16 protein-coding genes and 1 tRNA gene are annotated in these 21,669 nt (G+C 58.5%); 11 read left to right on the top strand and 6 right to left on the bottom strand.

The window, feature by feature from the left end:
* Window positions 1-194 precede the first annotated feature (194 nt).
* From tig to AC1DIG_RS16960, 8 genes are all read left to right on the top strand, one after another.
* Complete coding sequence (gene tig, locus AC1DIG_RS16995) at window positions 195-1,505, top strand: trigger factor (RefSeq protein WP_145019567.1); 1,311 nt, start codon at window positions 195-197, stop codon at window positions 1,503-1,505.
* A 92-nt stretch (window positions 1,506-1,597) separates the two neighbouring features.
* Window positions 1,598-2,239, top strand: a complete 642-nt coding sequence (gene clpP / locus AC1DIG_RS16990; protein WP_054596540.1) for an ATP-dependent Clp endopeptidase proteolytic subunit ClpP — start codon at window positions 1,598-1,600, stop codon at window positions 2,237-2,239.
* Between the two features lie 106 nt (window positions 2,240-2,345).
* On the top strand, window positions 2,346-3,629 hold the full coding sequence (gene clpX / locus AC1DIG_RS16985; RefSeq protein ID WP_105344075.1) for an ATP-dependent Clp protease ATP-binding subunit ClpX: 1,284 nt from the start codon (window positions 2,346-2,348) through the stop codon (window positions 3,627-3,629).
* Window positions 3,630-3,826: 197 nt separating this feature from the next.
* Complete coding sequence (gene lon, locus AC1DIG_RS16980) at window positions 3,827-6,223, top strand: endopeptidase La (RefSeq protein ID WP_477768229.1); 2,397 nt, start codon at window positions 3,827-3,829, stop codon at window positions 6,221-6,223.
* Window positions 6,224-6,370: 147 nt separating this feature from the next.
* A complete protein-coding gene (locus AC1DIG_RS16975; protein ID WP_002552737.1) occupies window positions 6,371-6,643 on the top strand; it encodes an HU family DNA-binding protein in 273 nt (90 codons plus the stop codon).
* A gap of 53 nt (window positions 6,644-6,696) precedes the next feature.
* Window positions 6,697-6,773: transfer RNA gene (locus AC1DIG_RS16970), tRNA-Asp, on the top strand.
* 101 nt (window positions 6,774-6,874) lie between these two features.
* Entirely contained in the window at window positions 6,875-8,734 is a 1,860-nt protein-coding gene (locus tag AC1DIG_RS16965; RefSeq protein WP_477768228.1) for a SurA N-terminal domain-containing protein, read from the top strand.
* A gap of 271 nt (window positions 8,735-9,005) precedes the next feature.
* A complete protein-coding gene (locus AC1DIG_RS16960; protein WP_477768227.1) occupies window positions 9,006-9,905 on the top strand; it encodes a DUF2242 domain-containing protein in 900 nt (299 codons plus the stop codon).
* Between the two features lie 359 nt (window positions 9,906-10,264).
* On the opposite strand, the gene AC1DIG_RS16955 is transcribed toward AC1DIG_RS16960, so the two are convergent.
* Window positions 10,265-11,305, bottom strand: coding sequence for an AraC family transcriptional regulator (locus AC1DIG_RS16955; RefSeq protein WP_477768226.1), 1,041 nt, complete (start codon window positions 11,303-11,305; stop codon window positions 10,265-10,267).
* A 3-nt stretch (window positions 11,306-11,308) separates the two neighbouring features.
* Window positions 11,309-12,424, bottom strand: a complete 1,116-nt coding sequence (locus tag AC1DIG_RS16950) for a nitrilase-related carbon-nitrogen hydrolase (RefSeq protein WP_477768225.1) — start codon at window positions 12,422-12,424, stop codon at window positions 11,309-11,311.
* A 210-nt stretch (window positions 12,425-12,634) separates the two neighbouring features.
* On the opposite strand from AC1DIG_RS16950, the gene AC1DIG_RS16945 reads away from it, so the two are divergent.
* Together AC1DIG_RS16945 and AC1DIG_RS16940 are read left to right on the top strand one after the other, a co-directional pair.
* Window positions 12,635-14,674 (top strand): oxidoreductase, encoded by a 2,040-nt coding sequence (locus tag AC1DIG_RS16945; protein ID WP_477768224.1) that lies wholly within the window; start codon window positions 12,635-12,637, stop codon window positions 14,672-14,674.
* A gap of 176 nt (window positions 14,675-14,850) precedes the next feature.
* Window positions 14,851-15,783 carry a 1-aminocyclopropane-1-carboxylate deaminase/D-cysteine desulfhydrase gene (locus tag AC1DIG_RS16940; RefSeq protein WP_477768223.1) on the top strand — a complete coding sequence of 311 codons (933 nt, stop codon included), beginning with the start codon at window positions 14,851-14,853 and terminating at the stop codon, window positions 15,781-15,783.
* On the opposite strand, the gene AC1DIG_RS16935 is transcribed toward AC1DIG_RS16940, so the two are convergent.
* From AC1DIG_RS16935 to AC1DIG_RS16925, 3 genes are all read right to left on the bottom strand, one after another.
* Complete coding sequence (locus AC1DIG_RS16935) at window positions 15,770-16,327, bottom strand: cytochrome b (RefSeq protein ID WP_477768222.1); 558 nt, start codon at window positions 16,325-16,327, stop codon at window positions 15,770-15,772. The two genes, AC1DIG_RS16940 and AC1DIG_RS16935, sit on opposite strands and share 14 nt — an antisense overlap.
* Window positions 16,328-16,525: 198 nt before the next feature.
* On the bottom strand, window positions 16,526-17,353 hold the full coding sequence (gene phnX / locus AC1DIG_RS16930; RefSeq protein WP_477768221.1) for a phosphonoacetaldehyde hydrolase: 828 nt from the start codon (window positions 17,351-17,353) through the stop codon (window positions 16,526-16,528).
* Window positions 17,354-17,502: 149 nt separating this feature from the next.
* Window positions 17,503-18,612: a 2-aminoethylphosphonate--pyruvate transaminase gene (locus tag AC1DIG_RS16925; protein WP_477768220.1), complete on the bottom strand. Its 1,110-nt coding sequence runs from the start codon at window positions 18,610-18,612 to the stop codon at window positions 17,503-17,505.
* A gap of 111 nt (window positions 18,613-18,723) precedes the next feature.
* Here AC1DIG_RS16925 and AC1DIG_RS16920 point away from each other — a divergent pair, with 111 nt between their 5' ends.
* Window positions 18,724-19,584 (top strand): LysR substrate-binding domain-containing protein, encoded by an 861-nt coding sequence (locus tag AC1DIG_RS16920; protein WP_477768219.1) that lies wholly within the window; start codon window positions 18,724-18,726, stop codon window positions 19,582-19,584.
* Between the two features lie 139 nt (window positions 19,585-19,723).
* On the opposite strand, the gene AC1DIG_RS16915 is transcribed toward AC1DIG_RS16920, so the two are convergent.
* Entirely contained in the window at window positions 19,724-21,517 is a 1,794-nt protein-coding gene (locus AC1DIG_RS16915) for a type VI secretion system Vgr family protein (protein ID WP_477768218.1), read from the bottom strand.
* Window positions 21,518-21,669: the final 152 nt, after the last annotated feature.

Below are 21,669 nucleotides of genomic sequence, written 5' to 3'. Positions count from 1 at the left end.
GCAGAGCCCTGGCGTGATTGGCTGTATTTGCCTCTGGGGCGAGGTGCATTCGTGCATTCGCACCCATAAATTGCCTGCTGCGTTTTTACCCGTTTTCAGTAGGGTGACTTCTTGAGTTTGACCCACTAGAATGCATGCCCTTGATTCTAGGGTCGGACAACGGCCGGCTAACGTCTGTGCAACGAGGAATATCCATGCAAGTTTCTGTTGAAAATACTTCTGCTCTTGAGCGCCGCATGAGCATCACCGTGCCAGCTGAGCGCATTGAGACTCAAGTCAACAAGCGTCTGCAGCAGACTGCCCAAAAGGCCAAGATTGCAGGCTTCCGTCCTGGCAAAGTGCCAATGAGCGTGATCCGTCAGCGTTATGAAGCTGATGCGCGTCAGGAAGCTGTAGGCGATGTGATCCAGGCTTCTTTCTACGAAGCTATTGTCGAGCAAAAGCTGAACCCGGCTGGCGCTCCTTCGGTAGAGCCTAAAGTCCTGGAGAAGGGCAAGGATCTGGAATTCGTAGCAACGTTCGAAGTGTTCCCAGAGTTCACCGTTGCCGGTTTCGAATCCATCGCAGTCGAGCGCCTGAGTGCTGACGTGGCGGACGCCGATCTGGACAAAATGCTGGAAATCCTGCGCAAGCAGAACGTTCGTTTTGAAGTTGCCGATCGTGCCGCTCAGAACGAAGACCAACTGAACATCGATTTCGTTGGCAAGGTTGACGGTGAAGTGTTCGCCGGTGGTTCCGCCAAGGGCACCCAGTTGGTTCTGGGTTCCGGCCGCATGATCCCTGGCTTCGAAGAAGGCCTGGTTGGCGCTAAAGCGGGCGAAGAGCGCGTTCTGAACCTGACCTTCCCTGAGAACTATCAGAACCTGGACCTGGCTAACAAGGCCGCTGAGTTCACCGTCACTGTGAACACTGTTTCCGAGCCGAAACTGCCTGAATTGACTGAAGAATTCTTCGCTCAGTTCGGTATCAAAGAGTCTGGCATCGACGGTTTCCGCACCGAAGTTCGTAAGAATATGGAGCGCGAGCTGCGTCAGGCGATCAAATCCAAGGTCAAGAATCAGGTAATGGACGGTCTGCTGGCCGCCAATCCGATCGAAGTGCCGAAGGCTCTGCTGTCCAACGAGGTTGATCGTCTGCGCGTTCAGGCGGTTCAGCAGTTCGGTGGCAACATCAAGCCTGATCAACTGCCGGCCGAGCTGTTCGAAGAGCAAGCCAAGCGCCGCGTAGTGCTGGGTCTGGTAGTGGCTGAAGTGGTCAAGCAATACGACCTCAAGCCTGACGAAACCCGCGTTCGCGAGCTGATCCAGGAAATGGCTTCGGCTTATCAGGAGCCTGAGCAAGTTGTGTCCTGGTACTACAAGAACGACCAGCAACTGAACGAAGTCCGTTCGGTTGTGCTGGAAGAGCAAGTTGTGGATACTGTTCTTCAGAAAGCTAGCGTGACCGACAAATCGGTCTCTTACGAAGAAGCGGTCAAGCCGGTAGAAGCTCCACAAGCCGACTGATTGTTTTTGCGTTAGAAGCACACACCATAAGCCAGCTTTCGAGCTGGCTTATGCGTATTCAAGACATAACTATTTGGGAGTGACTGCGAGACATGTCCCGCAATTCTTATTATCAGCAGAGCTCTGACATCCAGGCCGCAGGTGGTCTGGTCCCGATGGTTATCGAGCAGTCCGCCCGTGGCGAACGTGCCTATGACATCTACTCGCGCCTCCTCAAGGAGCGAGTGATCTTCCTGGTTGGCCCGGTAGAAGACTACATGGCCAACCTGGTCGCGGCGCAACTGCTGTTCCTTGAAGCGGAAAACCCGGACAAGGACATCCATCTTTACATCAACTCACCGGGCGGTTCGGTGACTGCGGGCATGTCGATCTACGACACCATGCAGTTCATCAAGCCTGACGTTTCCACCACCTGTATCGGTCAGGCCTGCAGCATGGGTGCTTTCCTGCTTGCCGGTGGTGCTGCGGGCAAGCGTTACTGCCTGCCGAACTCGCGCATGATGATTCACCAGCCATTGGGCGGTTTCCAGGGTCAGGCGTCGGACATCGACATCCATGCCAAGGAAATCCTCCATATCCGTTCGCGTCTGAACTCGTTGTTGGCTTATCACACCGGTCAAAGCCTCGAAACCATTGAGCGCGACACCGAGCGTGACAACTTCATGAGCGCAGAGCGTGCGGCTGAATACGGCCTGATCGACTCGGTGATCGACAAACGTAAAATGCCCGCCTAAGCAGCTCAAATGCAGGTGGTTGGTTTAACTGGCCACCAGCGGGCTTGAAAAAGCCCGCAATTGCCTTCATCTTGTGTTGCAAGCCTATCGGATTTGGATCGATCGAATGACTGACACCCGCAACGGCGAGGACAACGGCAAGCTGCTCTATTGCTCCTTCTGTGGCAAAAGCCAGCATGAAGTGCGCAAATTGATTGCCGGCCCCTCGGTCTTTATCTGCGACGAGTGCGTCGACCTGTGCAATGACATCATCCGCGAGGAGGTGCAGGAAGCACAGGCCGAAAGCAGCGCGCATAAATTGCCTTCGCCTAAAGAAATCAGCGGCATCCTTGATCAGTACGTGATTGGTCAGGAACGTGCGAAAAAGGTTTTGGCCGTAGCGGTGTACAACCACTACAAACGCCTCAACCAGCGTGACAAAAAGAATGACGATGTCGAACTCGGCAAAAGCAACATCTTGCTGATCGGCCCTACAGGCTCGGGTAAAACCCTGCTTGCTGAAACACTGGCCCGTTTGTTGAATGTGCCTTTCACCATCGCTGACGCAACCACCCTCACCGAGGCGGGTTACGTGGGTGAAGACGTTGAAAACATCATTCAGAAACTGTTGCAGAAGTGCGATTACGACGTAGAAAAAGCTCAAATGGGCATTGTCTACATCGATGAAATCGACAAGATTTCGCGCAAGTCTGACAACCCGTCCATCACCCGGGACGTTTCCGGTGAAGGCGTGCAGCAGGCCCTGCTCAAGCTGATCGAAGGTACGGTCGCTTCCGTTCCGCCTCAAGGTGGTCGCAAGCACCCGCAGCAGGAATTCCTTCAGGTCGACACCCGTAACATCCTGTTCATCTGCGGCGGTGCGTTCTCCGGTCTGGAAAAGGTTATTCAAAACCGTTCCACCCGTGGCGGCATTGGTTTCAACGCAGAAGTTCGCAGCAAGGAAGAAGGCAAGAAGGTGGGTGAGTCCCTGCGTGAAGTCGAGCCTGACGATCTGGTCAAGTTCGGGCTGATCCCGGAATTCGTCGGCCGTCTGCCGGTTCTTGCAACGCTGGACGAGCTCGACGAGGCTGCGCTGATGCAAATCCTCACCGAGCCGAAAAATGCTCTGACCAAACAGTATGCCAAGCTGTTCGAGATGGAAGGCGTAGACCTGGAGTTCCGGGCCGATGCACTGAAATCGGTCGCCAAGCGCGCACTGGAACGTAAAACCGGTGCTCGTGGATTGCGTTCGATCCTCGAAGGCGTGCTGCTCGACACTATGTACGAAATTCCCTCGCAGTCCGAGGTGAGTAAAGTAGTGATCGATGAAAGCGTTATCGAAGGCAAGTCCAAACCACTGTATCTCTACGAAAACAGTGAGCCGGCTGCCAAGGCAGCGCCAGACGCGTAAGCGTCGCACTGCCGGATTCAAGAAGGGGCCTTCGGGCCCCTTTGCTTTTGCAGGAACTGCCGAAAGTTTGGGCCGCGTTCGGACGATCTTTACCGCGGTCTTTTAATCAGCTTGTTTTTTTCGAAAGCAGCCCCCATCTTGGTTTCAAGCTTACTTCCATCTGTTTCCGGCCTTATGGCCGCCGTAGAGGCGAAATCATGAAGACAACCATCGAATTGCCTCTCCTGCCATTGCGTGATGTTGTGGTTTATCCGCACATGGTTATCCCGCTGTTCGTGGGGCGCGAGAAATCTATCGAAGCCCTCGAGGCCGCGATGACGGGCGACAAGCAGATCCTTCTGCTGGCCCAGAGAAACCCTGCCGACGACGATCCCGGTGAAGATGCACTTTATCGCGTCGGTACGATCGCAACGGTTCTGCAGCTGCTCAAGCTGCCTGACGGCACGGTCAAAGTGCTGGTTGAAGGTGAGCAGCGTGGCGCGGTCGAGCGTTTCAGCGAAGTTGACGGCCATTGCCGTGCCGAGGTTTCGCTGATTGACGAAGTCGACGCTCCCGAGCGCGAGTCGGAAGTGTTTGTCCGCAGCTTGCTGTCTCAATTTGAACAATACGTTCAGCTGGGCAAGAAGGTTCCGGCTGAAGTCCTGTCGTCGCTCAACAGCATCGATGAGCCAAGCCGCCTGGTCGATACCATGGCCGCACACATGGCGCTGAAGATCGAGCAGAAGCAGGAAATCCTTGAAATCATCGATTTGTCGGCCCGGGTCGAGCACGTTCTGGCATTGCTGGACGCCGAAATCGATCTGCTGCAAGTCGAGAAACGCATTCGTGGCCGCGTCAAAAAACAAATGGAACGCAGCCAGCGCGAGTACTACCTGAATGAGCAGATGAAGGCCATTCAGAAAGAACTGGGCGATAGCGAAGAAGGCCATAACGAAGTCGAAGAGCTGAAAAAGCGCATCGATGCCGCTGGCTTGCCAAAGGACGCGCTGATCAAGGCCCAGGCTGAGCTGAACAAGCTCAAGCAAATGTCGCCGATGTCTGCTGAAGCGACCGTTGTGCGCTCCTACCTCGACTGGCTGGTTCAGGTGCCGTGGAAGGCGCAAAGCAAGGTTCGCCTGGATCTTGCGCGCGCAGAAGACATTCTTGATGCCGACCATTATGGTCTGGAAGAAGTCAAAGAGCGGATTCTCGAGTACCTCGCCGTACAAAAACGCGTGAAGAAAATCCGCGGTCCGGTGTTGTGCCTGGTCGGTCCTCCTGGTGTGGGTAAAACCTCTCTGGCGGAGTCGATTGCTCACGCGACAAACCGCAAATTTGTACGTATGGCCCTCGGCGGCGTGCGCGATGAGGCGGAAATTCGTGGTCATCGCCGGACTTATATCGGTTCGATGCCAGGAAGATTGATACAAAAGATGACAAAGGTGGGGGTGCGCAACCCGCTGTTCCTGCTCGATGAAATCGACAAGATGGGCAGCGACATGCGTGGCGATCCGGCATCGGCTTTGCTGGAAGTGCTCGATCCCGAGCAAAACCACAATTTCAACGATCACTATCTGGAAGTCGACTACGACCTGTCCGATGTGATGTTCCTTTGCACCTCGAACTCGATGAACATTCCGCCGGCGCTGCTCGACCGGATGGAAGTGATTCGTCTGCCGGGCTACACCGAAGACGAGAAGATCAACATCGCCGTCAAATACCTTGCGCCCAAGCAGATTCAGGCCAATGGCCTGAAAAAAGGCGAGCTGGAATTCGACGCCGAGGCGATCCGCGACATCATTCGTTACTACACCCGTGAAGCTGGTGTGCGTGGGCTTGAGCGCCAGATTGCCAAGGTTTGCCGCAAGGCGGTCAAAGAACATGCGATGGAAAAACGCTTCTCGGTGAAAGTCACTGGCGAGATGCTTGAGCACTTCCTTGGCGTGCGCAAATTCCGCTACGGCCTGGCCGAGCAGCAGGATCAGGTGGGGCAGGTGACTGGCCTGGCCTGGACTCAGGTGGGTGGCGAGTTGCTGACCATCGAAGCTGCGGTGGTGCCGGGTAAAGGTCAACTGATCAAGACCGGTTCGCTGGGCGATGTGATGGTCGAATCGATCACTGCTGCGTTGACGGTCGTTCGCAGTCGCGCGAAAAGCCTGGGGATCCCGCTGGACTTCCACGAGAAGCGCGACACCCACATCCACATGCCGGAAGGGGCGACGCCCAAAGACGGTCCTAGTGCGGGTGTAGGCATGTGTACGGCACTGGTTTCGGCATTGACCGGGATTCCTGTGCGCGCTGATGTTGCCATGACCGGCGAAATCACTTTGCGCGGCCAGGTTCTGGCGATTGGTGGACTTAAGGAAAAACTGCTGGCGGCACACCGCGGCGGGATCAAGACTGTGATCATTCCTGAAGAGAATGTTCGCGATTTGAAGGAAATTCCTGACAATATCAAGCAAGATCTTCAGATCAAACCGGTTAAATGGATTGACGAGGTCCTGCAAATTGCGCTGCAATACGCGCCGGAGCCCTTGCCGGATGTGGCTCCCGAGATAGTTGCAAAGGATGAGAAACGCGAGTCTGACTCTAAGGAAAGAATTAGCACGCACTAGTACGTATTAGCCTGGGGGGCTTTCTTGACAGCTTTTTAGAGCCCTTGTTATAAAGCGGCTCTTAAGTGTCTGTAGGCCATTCAGCACTCGTTTTTGCTTTCACCAAAAAACTTAGAATCATCTCAAATAGATATAAGGGGACTTAGAGTGAACAAGTCGGAACTGATTGATGCTATCGCTGCATCCGCTGATATCCCGAAAGCTGCTGCTGGCCGCGCGCTGGACGCTGTAATCGAATCCGTCACTGGCGCTCTCAAGGCTGGCGACTCTGTTGTTCTGGTTGGTTTCGGTACTTTCTCCGTGACTGATCGTCCAGCTCGCATTGGTCGTAACCCACAGACCGGTAAGACGCTGGAAATCGCAGCAGCCAAAAAACCAGGTTTCAAAGCCGGTAAAGCACTGAAAGAAGCTGTTAACTAAGCCTCACTCGGTTTTTTGCCTATCCGGGTCGGGGTCATTCCTGACTTGGCAGCGGAGCGGTAGTTCAGTCGGTTAGAATACCGGCCTGTCACGCCGGGGGTCGCGGGTTCGAGTCCCGTCCGCTCCGCCAGTTACGAGAAGGCGCATCCTCGGATGCGCCTTTCTTCTATCCGGATTCTACCCACGCTCCACGGTTGCCTAATTTGAAGTTCAACCGTTTCTGGGGGACGCATGCTGCAGAATATCAGGGACAATTCACAAGGCTGGATTGCCAAGACCATTATCGGGGTCATCGTTGCACTGATGGCTTTGACCGGTTTCGACGCCATCTTCAAGGCCACTACCCACCGTAATGATGCGGCCAAGGTGAATGGTGAAGAAATCAGCCAGAACGAGCTGAGTCAGGCGGTTGATATGCAACGCCGTCAACTCATGCAACAGCTGGGCAAGGATTTCGATGCATCCTTGCTTGATGAAAAAATGCTGCGCGAAGCTGCTTTGAAAGGGCTGATCGACCGCAAACTGTTGCTGCAAGGCGCAGAAAAATCGAAATTCGCTTTCTCCGAAGCTGCACTGGACCAAGTGATCCTGCAAACGCCTGAATTCCAGGTCGACGGCAAGTTCAGTTCTGAGCGTTTCGACCAGGTGATCCGTCAGTTGGGCTACAGCCGGATGCAGTTCCGTCAGATGCTGGCTCAGGAAATGCTGATCGGCCAGCTGCGCGCCGGCCTGGCAGGTAGCGGTTTCGTCACCGATGCACAGGTGCAGGCTTTCGCTCGTCTGGAAAAACAGACCCGCGATTTCGCGACCCTGAACGTCAAGGCAGATCCTGCGGCGGTGAAACTGACCGACGAAGAGGTCAAGGCCTACTACGACGAACACGCCAAAGAGTTCATGACGCCTGATCAGGTAGTCATCGATTACCTCGAGTTGAAGAAGGCTTCCTTCTTTGATCAGGTCGCCGTCAAGGACGAAGACCTGCAAGCGCTGTATCAGAAAGAAACCGCGAACCTGGCCGAACAACGCCGGGCTGCGCACATTCTGATTGAAGTGAATGACAAGGTGAACGAGGCGCAAGCCAAGGCGAAGATCGAAGAGATTCAGGGGCGTCTGGCCAAGGGTGAAAGCTTCGAGGCCCTGGCCAAGGAGTTCTCGCAGGACCCTGGTTCGGCTGCCAGCGGCGGTGACCTCGGTTACGCTGGCCCTGGCGTTTACGACCCGGCCTTCGAGAAAGCGCTGTATGCGCTGAGCAAGGACCAGGTGTCGGCGCCGGTACGCACTGACTTCGGTTTCCACTTGATCAAGCTGTTGGGCGTTGAAGCACCTCAAGTGCCGAGCTTCGCCAGCCTGAAAGACAAGCTGACCAAGGAGCTGAAAACCCAACAGGTCGAGCAGCGTTTTGTGGATGCGACCAAGCAGTTGGAAGATGCCGCGTTCGAAGCCTCCGATCTGGCTCAGCCAGCTGCGGACCTGAAGCTGACCGTTCACACGTCCGCACCGTTTGGCCGTGAAGGTGGTGAAGGCATCGCGGCCAACCGTGCCGTGGTCACTGCTGCGTTCAGCCCGGAAGTACTGGATGAAGGTGCCAACAGCACCGGTATCGAGCTGGATCCGGAAACAGTTGTGGTGCTGCGTGCCAAAGAGCATCGCAAACCTGAACAGTTGCCGCTGGAAAGCGTCGCTGCGAGCATCCGCGTGCAATTGACCAAGGAGCACGCCAGTGCTGCTGCCAAGACCAAGGCTGATGAGTTGATCGCCAGCCTGCGCGATGGCAAGACGCCGCTCGATAGCCAGGGCTGGAAAGTCACCAACGCGGCAACACGTGCTCAGGAAGGGGTTGACCCAACCGTACTGCAAGCGCTGTTCCGCATGCCCAAGCCTGTCGCCAAGGACAAGCCGACTTTCAGCAGCGTGACCCTGCCTGATGGTAGTCTGGTGATCGTGCGTCTGAACGGTGTAAGCGAAGCCGCAGCGCCTTCTGAAGAAGAGAAGGCTCAGTATCGTCGCTTCCTCGCGTCGCGTGTTGGCCAGCAAGACTTTGCGGCCTATCGCAAGCAGCTGGAAAGCCAGGCAGACATCAAGCGTTACTGATGCCTGACTGACCCGTTAGCGGTAAACAAAGACCCTGGCCGAAAGGCCGGGGTCTTTTGTTTTGTGCGGTTCAACGCTGGCTGGAGTCTTTGGCCATCCCGTCGGCGCGCAGCGGCCAATTTGCGGACGTTCATCAGTCATTTATGCGTGCGACTTTTTCCGGTAAACGATGGTCAGTAGACTTGTATCGTTTACAAGACACTAATCCATGCGCCGTTACGGGGTGATCTGTTGCACAATACACCCCGGATCGTTTTCTTCAGGATGTTCAATGTTCAAATCATTCCATGTGCGTGCCGCCGGGCTGGCGTTGGTACTGGCAGCTGCAGCCGGTTGTACCAAGGACCAGGCCATCTATGAGCATGAAAATTTCGATGACTCCGGGACGTTTTCGCGCAAATACCCGGTTACCGATGTTGCTTCGTGCGAGGCCGCCCGCCGGGCGTTGTTGAGCCAGGGCTACATCATCACCAGCACAGACCCGAAACTGGTCAGCGGTCACAAGAGCTTTCAGCAGACCGGCGACACACATATGGAGATCAGCTTCAATGTGGTCTGTGCCGAAGACAGCAAGCATCACGCGACAATGTTCGCCAATGCCTTGCAGGACCGCTATGCGCTGAAGAAAACCAACAACTCCGCCAGTCTTGGCGTCGGTGTGCTGGGCTCGGTGTCGATGCCGATTGGCTCTTCCGATGACTCGATGGTCAAGGTCGCCAGTGAAACCGTGTCGTCCGGGAAGTTCTACGAGCGGTTTTTCACGTTGGTCGAGCTGTTCCTGCCGCCTGAGGCGAAGAAAGAGGCGCATATCGTCGAAAAACCAAAGGCCGATCTGGGTGTGCCTGAACCCGCGGCAGCCCCCGCAGCGCCAGCCTCCGCGCCCGCAGCAACGCCTGGAGCGACGCCAACCCCGGCGCCAACTCCGGCACCGGTTGTGCCAGCCGCGGCCGAACCGGTGACGGCTGTGCCGGCGGTGAGTGCGCCAATAGTGCCTGTATCCGCTGCATCAACACCGGTGGTATCAGCGCCAGCGCCTGAGGCCTCGCCAACTGCATCGGCGAGCAATGTTGAACCGGCACCGGCGTCCGAGGTCATCACGCCACCGGCGAATCCGAGTTCGTTGCCGGCACCGACCGAGCCAATTCCGGCACTGCCATCGTCCGGCAAGTAATCTGAAGTCGAGCACTGTGGGGGCAAATTCTGCTCCCACAGTATTTCTTCGGATGTATCTGCGCTGCCAGAGGCTGATTTTCTTCAGCTTTTATTCAAAGTCTCCCGTGAAAAATCCTTGAGTGCCTGCTACGTTTTACTAGCAGGAACGTACCGCTGTGCCCGCGTCATTTTTCTTTCATGCGGGCACTTTATGCTGAAGGCGAAGGTCATTGGTATAACGGTTTAACTCGACTCAAAAGGACATCTCAATGGACGATTATCAAGAAGAGCTGCTCGAATACCAGGCATTTGAACTGGACCCTCTGGAACCCGCCGAAGACGCCACCGAGTTGTAACAAAGCAGCTGCAGGCCAGCCGTCAGGCTGAGTGCCTGTGACTGCGACGGAACTCGCCAGGTGTCTGGTTGTTCCAGCGTTTGAAGGCGCGCTGAAAGGCTTCGGCCGAGGCAAACCCCAGCAAGTAGGCGATCTCGCCAAAGGCCAGTTCCGTGTCACGGATGTAGGTCATGGCCAGATCGCGGCGGGTGTCGTTGAGAATGGCGCGAAACTGCGTACCTTCTTCGGCGAGCCTGCGACGCAAGGTCCAGGTCGGCAGCTTCAGGCGTGCCGCCACTTCTTCCAGGTCGGGTTCACGCCCCCCATTGAGCAACGGCCCCAGCAACTGAGTGATGCGTTCACGCAGGCTGCGGGTGCGGGTCAATTGCTCCAGTTCCCGCTCACACAGTTGCAGCAGATGTCGCCAGGTACTCGGGCAGTGCTCGGGGTTGCGCAGTGCCAGGCTGGCCTGACTCAGCCTTAGTTGGTTGTGCTCGGCGCCAAACTGGATCGGGCAATCACCCAGCAGTGCGTAGCGCTCGCGGTAATCCGGCTCGGCGAACTCGATGTCGATGCGTTCGGCGCGCAGCGGCTGGTGGCTGAGGCTGGATAACTGCTGCAACCAGCTGGCGATGATCGAATCCACCACAAAGCGGTTATAGGCGTTGTACGGGCTGATGGAATAGAACCGTAGCCATGCACCCTGGGCATCTTCATGGAAACTCGACTGGCCGCGGTAATTGGAGCCGTACAAGGCCTCGAAGCGAATCAGGCAACGCGCCGCTTCGCGCACGGTTGGCGCCTGAGCGGCAGTGACCCCGGCCAGCCCGACCTGGCTGAGGCGGCTCAATTGGCCCATACGCAGACCCAGCGCCGGGTCGCCAGTCAGTTGAATAGCCGCATGGCCCAGGCGCATGTAGCGCGGGATCGACAGCCGTGCACCGGCTTCGGCTAGCCGCGCCGGGTCGAGTCCGTATTGTTCCAGCAGCGGCTGCGGGTCCAGACCATGGCTGGACACTGCGTCAGCCAGGCTATGGACGAAGCCGACCGACAGATCCCCGAGGCGCATCGGCACTGGTTTCATCACTTACAACCAAATGTTCAGCAAACGCGCGCCGTGGGCTTCGCGATCGGCGAAATGTTGGCCGTTGCTGCTGAGAAAGCTCTGGCCGGCGCTGCCCTGATCCCAGAATTGTCCACGCAGGAACACGCTGACACCGGCGTTGGCCTGACTGGCCGGGCGCTGACTGGTCAGCGTCAGGCGATGCCAGGCCTGGCCCTCGCTAAGCGAGCCGGGGCTCGGGGTCGATAGCCCTTTGTCTCCGCGCCAAGGTTTGTCCCAGGCATTTCGGCCGATGATAAAGGCCGGCACGGCGATCAACTGAGCGCCCTGATCGTTGAGTTTGCGATAGTTGTCCGGGTACCAACTGTCGTTGCCGATCAATACGCCCAGACGTCCGGCCGGAGTGTCGATGACATTGATCACTTGATCGGTGCTCGGCTGGATGTAGCCCCGTTGATCGAAGGCCGGGTTCAACTGGCGCTGCGGTTGGCCGATCGGCAAGCCATCGCGACCGAACACCAGACTGCTGTTGTACAGCGCACCACGCCCGATTTTCAGTGTGCCGTCGCTGACACTGGGGGCGGGCAACACGATGCTGCCTGCCACCAGAGTGATGCCGAACTCGTTGGCCAACCCACCGAACAGCGCCTGGTACTGCCGGGCCATGCTTTTGGCTTTCATGCGCAGGTGCGCGTCATCCAGTCGGTTGTCGCCCTTGGCGCTGATCAACGCGCGCAAAAAGCTCAGGGGATTGCTCACTGCCAGCCAATTCATGGCTTCGTCTAGTGTGCTGGCTTGGTACAGCTCATCTTTCTCGCCGCTGACCAGCAGCCAGGTACCGATGTGTTCCGGCAGCACGACGATGGTCTTTTCGTTCAGCAGGCCTTGTTCGCGAGCTTGCTGCAGATAGGCCGCGAGCTTGCGGTGCAGGTGCTCGGGGCTTTGATAATCGGTGGGGAACAACTCGGGCTGGATGCCCAGCAAATTGCCGCGATCGGCAGGAACGCCCTGGTTGACGGCGAGGTTGATGCGCAGGTCCGAGAGGTAATGGCCAACCGGACGATCAGCGGTCCACATCGCGTAAGCAGCGATGACGGCGACAAACGCCATGGTGACGGTCAGATAAAGAAGTTTGCGCATGGGGAAACAGTCAGTGGCCGCGTGCAGGATTCGCCGACTAGGGTAGGCCCCATGCCGACGAATGCCAAGCGCTGCTGCGCGTTTAGATCAATAAGTTGTCAGTTACGGTCATTGAGCGATGCTCGGCCTGCTTTTAGTCTGTGGCACATAACCGATGGGTGCCAAAGAGCCCCCGCACTTTTTCCGTGATCGTTCGTTGTGGAGCTACCGATGACCGCCGCTCATTACCCGCACCTGTTGGCCCCGCTGGACCTGGGTTTCACTACGCTGCGCAACCGCACCCTGATGGGCTCGATGCACACCGGCCTTGAGGAGAAGCCTGGCGGATTCGAGCGCATGGCGGCGTACTTCGCCGAACGTGCTCGCGGTGGCGTTGGCCTGATGGTTACCGGCGGTATTGGTCCGAACGATGAGGGCGGGGTTTACTCCGGCGCTGCCAAGCTGACCACTCTCGATGAGGCGCTCAAGCACCAGGTCGTCACCCGTGCCGTGCACGAGGCGGGTGGCAAGATTTGCATGCAGATTCTGCACGCCGGGCGTTATGCCTACAGCCCGAAACAGGTCGCGCCGAGTGCCATCCAGGCACCGATCAATCCGTTCAAGCCCAAAGAGCTGGATGAGGAAGGCATCGAGAAGCAGATCAGCGATTTCGTCACCTGTTCGACCCTGGCGCAAAAAGCCGAGTACGACGGTGTCGAGATCATGGGCTCGGAAGGGTATTTCATTAACCAGTTCCTGGCTGCCCATACCAACCACCGCACCGATCGCTGGGGCGGCAGCTATGAAAACCGTATGCGCCTGCCGGTGGAAATCGTCCGTCGCGTACGCGAAGCGGTCGGCCCGAATTTCATCATCATCTTCCGCCTGTCGATGCTCGACCTGGTGGAAGGCGGCAGCACCTGGGAAGAAATCGTTCAGTTGGCCAAGGCCATCGAACAGGCGGGCGCGACCATTATCAACACCGGGATCGGCTGGCACGAAGCGCGGATTCCGACCATCGCCACCAAGGTTCCACGTGCAGCCTTCAGTAAGGTCACGGCCAAGTTGCGTGGAGAGGTAGGTATTCCGCTGATCACCACCAACCGCATCAACACCCCGGAAGTCGCCGAGCAGATCCTCGCCGAAGGCGATGCCGACATGGTGTCGATGGCGCGGCCGTTCCTCGCGGACCCCGAGTTCGTCAACAAGGCCGCTGCCGGTCGCGCTGATGAAATCAACACCTGCATCGGTTGCAACCAGGCTTGCCTGGACCACACCTTCGGCGGCAAATTGACCTCGTGCCTGGTCAACCCGCGGGCGTGCCATGAAACCGAGCTGAATTACCTGCCGGTGCAGCAGATCAAGAAAATTGCCGTGGTCGGCGCTGGCCCTGCGGGTTTGTCCGCAGCCACTGTGGCTGCCGAGCGTGGCCATCAAGTGACGCTGTTCGATTCCGCCAGCGAAATCGGCGGTCAGTTCAATGTCGCCAAGCGTGTGCCGGGCAAGGAAGAGTTCTTCGAAACCCTGCGCTACTTCAAGCGCAAATTACAGACCACGAATGTCGAGGTATGCCTGAATACGCGGGTCGATGTCGCGCAGCTGGTGGACGGCGGCTATGACGAGGTGATTCTGGCCACCGGCATTGCGCCGCGTGTACCGGCGATTCCGGGCGTCGAGAATGCCAAGGTGCTGAGCTACCTGGACGTGATCCTCGAACGCAAACCGGTCGGCAAGAACGTTGCAGTGATTGGCGCTGGCGGTATCGGCTTTGACGTCTCGGAGTTCCTCGTGCATCAAGGCGTCGCCACCAGCCAGGACCGTGAAGCGTTCTGGAAAGAGTGGGGCATCGATACCCACCTTGAGGCCCGTGGCGGTGTTGCCGGGATCAAGGCCGAGCCTCACGCGCCGGCACGCCAGGTGTTCCTGTTGCAGCGCAAGAAATCCAAGGTCGGCGACGGTTTGGGCAAAACCACGGGCTGGATTCACCGCACGGGGCTGAAGAACAAGCACGTACAGATGCTCAACAGCGTCGAGTACCTGAAGATCGATGACGAAGGCCTGCACATCCGCATCGGTGAAACCGGTGAGCCGCAGGTACTGCCGGTGGACAATATCGTGATCTGCGCCGGACAGGATCCGTTGCGCGAATTGCACGACGGCCTGGTGGCCGCCGGGCAGAACGTGCATTTGATTGGTGGTGCGGATGTGGCGGCGGAGCTGGATGCCAAGCGTGCGATCAATCAGGGTTCGCGTTTGGCTGCCGAGCTTTGAAAGTGACCGCGGGTTAAGCGTGCCAATGGCTATCGCGAGCAAGCTCGCTCCCACACTGGATTGATGTTGTTCACCCAATGGTGGTTCAACTCTGAACCCCTGTGGGAGCGGGCTTGCCCGCGAAGGCGTTCTGTCTGCTGTTAAGATGCCGGCTCTTTCCCAAAGAGCCGGCATCAATGCTTTCTCCTCCCAGCGACTGGCTCCCCCATGCCCCGCTTGAACGTCTTCATCTCGACTGGCTCGCCACCGCCGGTATCGAGGTGGCAATCCTGCGTCTGGACCGGATCGACCCGCTGATCTCCGGCAACAAATGGTTCAAGCTCATTGAGCATCTAAGGGTCGCCCACGAGGCCGGTGCCGAAGGTGTGATCAGCCTGGGCGGTGCCTGGTCCAATCATCTGCATGCGTTGGCGGCAGCGGGCGAGTGCTTTGGTTTTCCTACCGTCGGTCTGCTGCGTGGGCATCCGCAAGACAACCCGACCGTGGAGGATTTACAGGCCTTTGGCATGCAACTGCACTGGTTGGGTTACGGCGGTTATCGTGCGCGCCACGAGCCGGGTTTCTGGCAGCCGTGGCAAGCGCAATACCCGCATCTGCATCCGGTCCCCGAAGGCGGTGGCGGTCTGCTCGGTGCGCGTGGTTGCGGGCAGTTACTGACTCAGGTCGGCGAACAGTTGAACGAGTTGGGTTGGAGTGACCATGACGGCTGGTGGCTGGCCTGTGGGACCGGCACCACGCTGGCCGGGTTGGTGCTGGCCGAGGCGGGGAGGCATCCGGTGTATGGTGTGCTGGCGGTGCCCGATGATCATGGGGTAGCACAGCAGGTCGAGGCAATTCTCGACGAATGCGGCTTGCCGGACGGGGGATATGAACTGTTCGACGGCAGTTGCGGCGGTTTTGCCAAAGTCGCCCCGGCGTTGCTGGAGTTTATCGAAAACTGCGAGCGGGCCAGCGGTATCCCACTGGAGCCGCTGTACACCGGTAAAGCGCTATGGGCACTCAAGCAACAGGTTGATGCTGGACGTTTTGCCGCCGGCACACGCTTTATCTTCGTGCACACTGGCGGCTTGCAGGGGCGCCGGGGTTTTGCGCCGCTCAGTCAGGGCTGATGCGCTTGGGCATCATTCGCAGCAGGGTGTTATCGCGCACCACGTAATGGTGATACAGCCCGGCCACGGCATGCAGGCCGATCAGCCAATAGCCAATGGTGCCCGCGAGCTGGTGCCAGCCCTGGATTTGCTTGGCCAGCGGTTTGTTCTCCCCGATCAGCAATGGAAGGTCAATGCCGTAGAACATCACTTGCTGACCTTTGGCACTGGTGACCAGCCAACCGAGAATCGGCGTGGTGATCATGAAAATATACAACGCCCAGTGCATCAATCGGGCGAGCACCGTTTGCCATTGGGGCGATGCCGGGAAGATTTGCGGAGCGCGTCCCAGGCTGCGGGCAAACAGCCGTAACCAGACCAGCACGAACACGGTCAGGCCGAGCATGAAGTGCGCTTCGGTGATCAGGGCTCGACCGCCACTGCCCCTGGGAAACATCCCCCGCAGTTCGATACAGGCGTAAACCACCACCAGCAGTACCAGCATCAACCAGTGCAGCGCGATTGATACGGTGCTGTAGCGTGATTCGGAATTCTTCCAGGGCATACAGTATTCCTCGCATTTCAGGTCTGAAGTCTCCGTTCTTATGCGACGGAGTGCCTTAACTGTAATCCTGTTTGCGTGGGTTTGCCTGAGACAGATCAGGCTTTTGTTCCTCATCGAGCGCTCTGCGACAGACTATTGGACAAAAAAGCGCCAGCCCCGGTTCAGGAGTTGGCGCTTTTTTGGCACTTGACGCGGTAATCAGCTGCTTTGCGGCATCTCACCGTTGGCCAGGCGCTTGTTGATGTTGGCGATCACTTCCGGCAGGTCGGTGATGGTGTCGATCATGTAGTGCGGGCGCGAGCTTTCGAACAGGGCGTGAATACGCTTGCGTTCGTTGGCCAGTGTGTCGCTGCCCAGCGCTCGATAGCCGTCGTAGGTCAGGCCCAGCGCGTTGCCCGAGCAGATCAGCGCGACGGTCCACATACCGGCACGGCGACCTTCGAGAATGCCCGGCACGGTGTCGTCGATTTTCACGCACGCAGCAACATCGTCGATACCCAGGGCGATCACGTTGGCCAGGGCCTGAGCCGGCCACGGGCGGCCATTCGGTACTTCGTCGGTGGCGACCACGTGGTCAGCCACATAGCCGTTGGAGGCGGCCAATTCGACGACTTTGTCCATGACTTGCTTCGGATAACCGGAGCACGAGCCGATTTTGATCCCTTGCTGGCGCAGGTTGGCGATAGTGTCCAGGGCGCCGGGAATCAGTTCCGAGTGTTCGGCGATTTTTTCGATCTGCAGCGGCATGAAGCGTTGGTAGATGTCGGTCACGTCATCGTCGGTCGGCGTACGACCGAAGACCCGGCGATAACGCTCGGCTACTTCCGGCTGATCGCAGAGCGTGCGGATGTGGTCCCACTTGCCCATGCCCATCGGCCCACGAGCTTCTTCGATGGACACCTGGACGTCGAATTCGGCAAAGGCTTCGACGAAGATCCGGGTCGGCGCGAAAGAGCCGAAGTCGACCACGGTACCAGCCCAGTCGAGGATGGCGGCTTGCAGCTGAGTTGGATTGTTGTAGTTCATGGTGATCAAGATCCTGTGCAAACTGACTATTGGAGAGCGTTTTTTGTGGGAGCGAGCTTGCTCGCGATGAGGCCATGTCAGCCGACATCAATGTTGAATGACACACCGCTATCGCGAGCAAGCTCGCTCCCACAGGGGGCGGGGGTGAGTCAGATATCGAGGACTTCCATTTCGCGCAGCACCTCGCCGATCGCCGCCACTGCCGCACGCATCTCGGCCTGATTGACGTGGCCGATGCAGCCGACGCGGAAGGTTTCGACCTGGGTCAACTTGCCTGGATAGAGGATGAAACCCTTGGCTTTCACGCGTTCGTAGAACGCTTTGAACTGGTAACGCGGATCGTTCGGCGCATGGAAGGTGACGATGATCGGCGCCTGGATCGCGGCGGGCAGGAAGCTGCGCAAGCCGAGCTTGGCCATTTCATCGAGCAGCACCTGGCAGTTGTTCGCATAACGCTGATGCCGCGCCGGCAGGCCGCCTTCTTCGTTGTATTGCAGCAACGCTTCGTGCAGCGCCGCGACCACGTGGGTCGGCGGGGTGAAGCGCCATTGGCCGGTTTTGGCCATGTAGGCGTGTTGGTCGAACAGGTCCATCGCCAGCGAGTGGGAATTGCCGGCGGCTTTCTCCAGGGCTGACCTGTTGGCGAAGACGAAACCCATCCCCGGTACGCCTTCCAGGCATTTTCCCGAGGCGGCGATCAGCGCGTCGAACGGTACTTGCTGAGCATCGATCGGCAGCGCACCGAATGAACTCATGGCATCAATGATCAGACGTTTGCCGTGCCGGGCGACGACCTGGGCGATTTCCGGCAACGGGTTGAGAATCCCGGTGCTGGTTTCGCAGTGGATCAGCGCAACGTGGGTGATGCTGCTGTCGGCGTGTAGCAGGCGGTCGACGTCGGAGGCGGTGGTCGGTTCGTCTTCAGCGGTTTCGAACGTACTGAAGGAACGACCGAGCACTTCGCAGATTTTCGCCAGGCGTTTGCCGTAAGCGCCATTGATCAGCACCAACACTTTGCCGTCGCGAGGCACCAGGGTGCCGATAGCCGCTTCGACAGCGAAGGTGCCGCTGCCCTGCAACGGCACGCAGTGGTGGCTGTCGGCACCGTTGATGATCGCCAGCAGCTGTTCGCAGACGCTGGCGGTCAATTGGTTGAAGCGTTCATCCCACGAACCCCAGTCCACCATCATCGCCTGACGGGTGCGCTGCGAGGTGGTCAAGGGGCCGGGGGTGAGCAGGATGGCGGCGGCAGTACTCATTCGGGTGTTCTCGAAATCAATGGGATCAAGCTGCGGGAGATAAATTGCAATTTGCCGTTCCATCAATCAAATTGTTTGTTGTTATGCCAGCCATCAGTAAGGCCGATAGCTATGAACCTGTTCCAACTCCGTGCGTTTGATGCCGTGGCCCGCGAAGGCAGCTTCACCCGGGCCGCTGCCCGTTTGTTCATCAGCCAGCCGGCGGTCACCGGGCATATCAAGGCGCTGGAGGAGCACTATCAGGTCACCTTGCTGCGGCGCACCGCGCGACGGGTCGAGTTGACCGAGGAGGGCACCAGGCTCGCGGCGATTACCCGGGCGATGTTCGGCCTGGCTGAAGAGGCGCAAGTGATGCTTGAGGCCAATCGGCAGCTGTTGACCGGTCGGCTGGAAGTGGCGGCGGACGGCCCGCACCTGGTCATGCCGATGCTCGCCAGCCTGCGTGCGCGGTATCCGGGGATCACCGTGAATTTGCGGCTGGGCAATGCCCAGGAAACCCTCGCAGCATTGTTGTCCGAGCACGCCGACGTGGCGGTGTTGACCGAGGTCGAGCCGCGCAAAGGCTTGCACCTGCAAGTCTTGAGCGAGTCGCGGATTTGCGCGCTGGTGCCGGCGGGGCACCCATGGTCGGTGCTGCACGAAGGCGTCGCGCTCAAGCAACTGGATCAGGTGATCATGGTGTTGCGCGAGCCGAATTCGATCACCCGTCGTACGTTCGATGAGGCCTGCGCTCAGGCCAGTGTCAATCCTCGGGTGCTGCTGGAGCTGGACAGCCGTGAGGCGGTGACCGAAGCGGTGGCGGCCGAGTTGGGGGTGGGCGTGGTGTCTTCGGTGGAAGTCAGTCACGACCCGCGTGTGCGGGCAGTGCCAATAATTAGCGAAGGACTGGTCAACCGGCACATGATTGGTTGCATGGAACGGCGGCGGGATCTACGGCTGATTCAGGCGTTTTTCGACCTCGCACCGACCTAACAGACCACGGCGCGGCCATCGCGAGCAAGCTCGCTCCCACAGGGGGCGTCTGAACCACCACAAATCCAATGTGGGAGCGAGCTTGCTCGCGATGAGGCCGGTACTGACTACACAAGGCTGTCGCGCGCCATCTCAAACCCTAGGGTACAGCGTCCGGACGGTTCACCAGCCAATCGAACAGCAGACGCGCTTCACGCGGTTGGTGCTGAGCGCTGGCGGGGTTGGCGCTTTCGATGAAGCTCAGGCGTTGCTCGCTGTTCCAGTGTTGCTGGAAATAATCGGCCAACGCCACGCATTGCCTTGGATACAGCAGGCAGAGTTGTTCGGGTGTGCTGGCGAACTCGATGGCCAGGCGCTGTTTCTGTTCTATCGTCAGCGACAGGTTGCCCAGTGCCTGGCTTTTACCGGTCATCAGCACATCGTCACGGTTCAGGCTCCCCAGTTCCTTGAGGCCAGGACGCGGCATGCGCACGATGTACCACGTGGTGTCGGCCAGGCGTTCGGTGATGGCGGGGGGGCGCTCGAACAAGTAGATCTCGCCGCTCCAGCCTGTCGGCGACGCCTTCGGTTCAGCGGCCACCATCGGCTGCGGTTCGCCCGGTTGTAGACCCGTGAAACTTGCGCAAAGCACCGGTCGATCAGGATCACCGTCGAGGAAACTCACGTGTACCTCGCTGCCGGTCAGTGGCAAGGCCGGGCGCCCCGTCCCCGTGTGGGCGATCGGCAGCCAGATACCTGAGCAATCGCACCCGTCGGATTGCGGGTCGGGCCACAGACGGATATTGATTCGTCCGTGTTGGTCGAGGTGTGGCGGCATTCCTGGCGGGCCGAGGACACGAGCCCTCTGGTAACCATTGATACACGGTCTGGAATGTTTCAGGGCTGGGCGGAACGCGGTCGACCAAGGGATTGCCTTGAATTGATTGCGATAACCCGCTGCCTCGGACAACGCCGTGTCGGTGCCAGGTGTTTCGCCTTGGTGCAGCACTTCGCTTAACAACCATTGATCGTTGAACGCCGGGACGGGATGCCCGGTGACTTGCAGCAGCCGCCCGCTGAGCAGTTCGGGCAGTGTACTGTGGCCCTGAACCAGACGATGCAGGCTGCGCAGACGTTCAAGTTCGCGGCGACCGAGTTGGTTGCGACGGGCTTGCGCCGGGTCGATTCGACCTGTTGGGTGCAGGCTGGCGAGGTAGGTCTGGTTGGCGCAGGCGTCAGGTGCGATGGATGCGGGGTCAGCGTTGGCGCGCTGCGCAAAGGTGGTGTGCGGCCCTGTGGTCGGCCGGTTATGGCATTGAAAGAGCCGGCTGATCCGCGGCTGTTCGGCATCCCGTGCGGCGGGGTGAAAAACGCTCTCGACCGGTCGCTGCGCAAAGCTCTCGCTGTCATCGGCGAACACCAGCACGTGCCGGTCGTGTTGATGCTCGAAGTGATAGTGGATGCCTTCCTCTTCGCACAGCCGTTGCAGCAGGTTCAGATCGGTTTCGTCGTACTGGATGCAAAACGGGCGCGGCGGATATTCACCGTTCGGTAACTCGAAGCGGTAGCTGTCGGGCGGCAGTCGATGCTCGGCCAGCAACTGGCGCAAGATTTCCGGCACGCTCAGGTGCTGGAATACCCTTCGACGATGCTGTTGCTCAAGTGTAATCAGGCGGGGGGCTAGGTTCAGGCTGTAGCCGATCTGCTGCGCGCCGCAGTACTGCAAACCGGCGCTGTGGATGATGCCGTGGATGCCGGTGGTGGGGCTCAGGCGGAGGAATGCCGGTTGCTGCAGCAGTAGGTCAAGACTCATCGCGGGCTGCGGGCCGCGCATTTCGATGTCGAAACGATAGACCTGATTGAGGGCTTCGCGACCGCTGAACTGTCGGACCTGAAAACTCAAGGCGAGCTCGGTGAGCGTCAGGATGAAGGGACTTTCCATGTCGGTGTGCATCAAACTCTCTTCTGCCATGAAGTACGGGGCACAGAGGTTACGAAACACCGGCGCTCAATAGTCACCGTAAACCTGCTTTTCAGAAAAGCCCTACAACAGGTTGTGACGATGTCGATCGCTCACAACACTTTTTGGTCGATTGCCAACTTTTT

Source organism: Pseudomonas sp. 05N431 (assembly GCF_056397005.1).
This window is presented reverse-complemented; position numbering and strand designations above follow the sequence as displayed.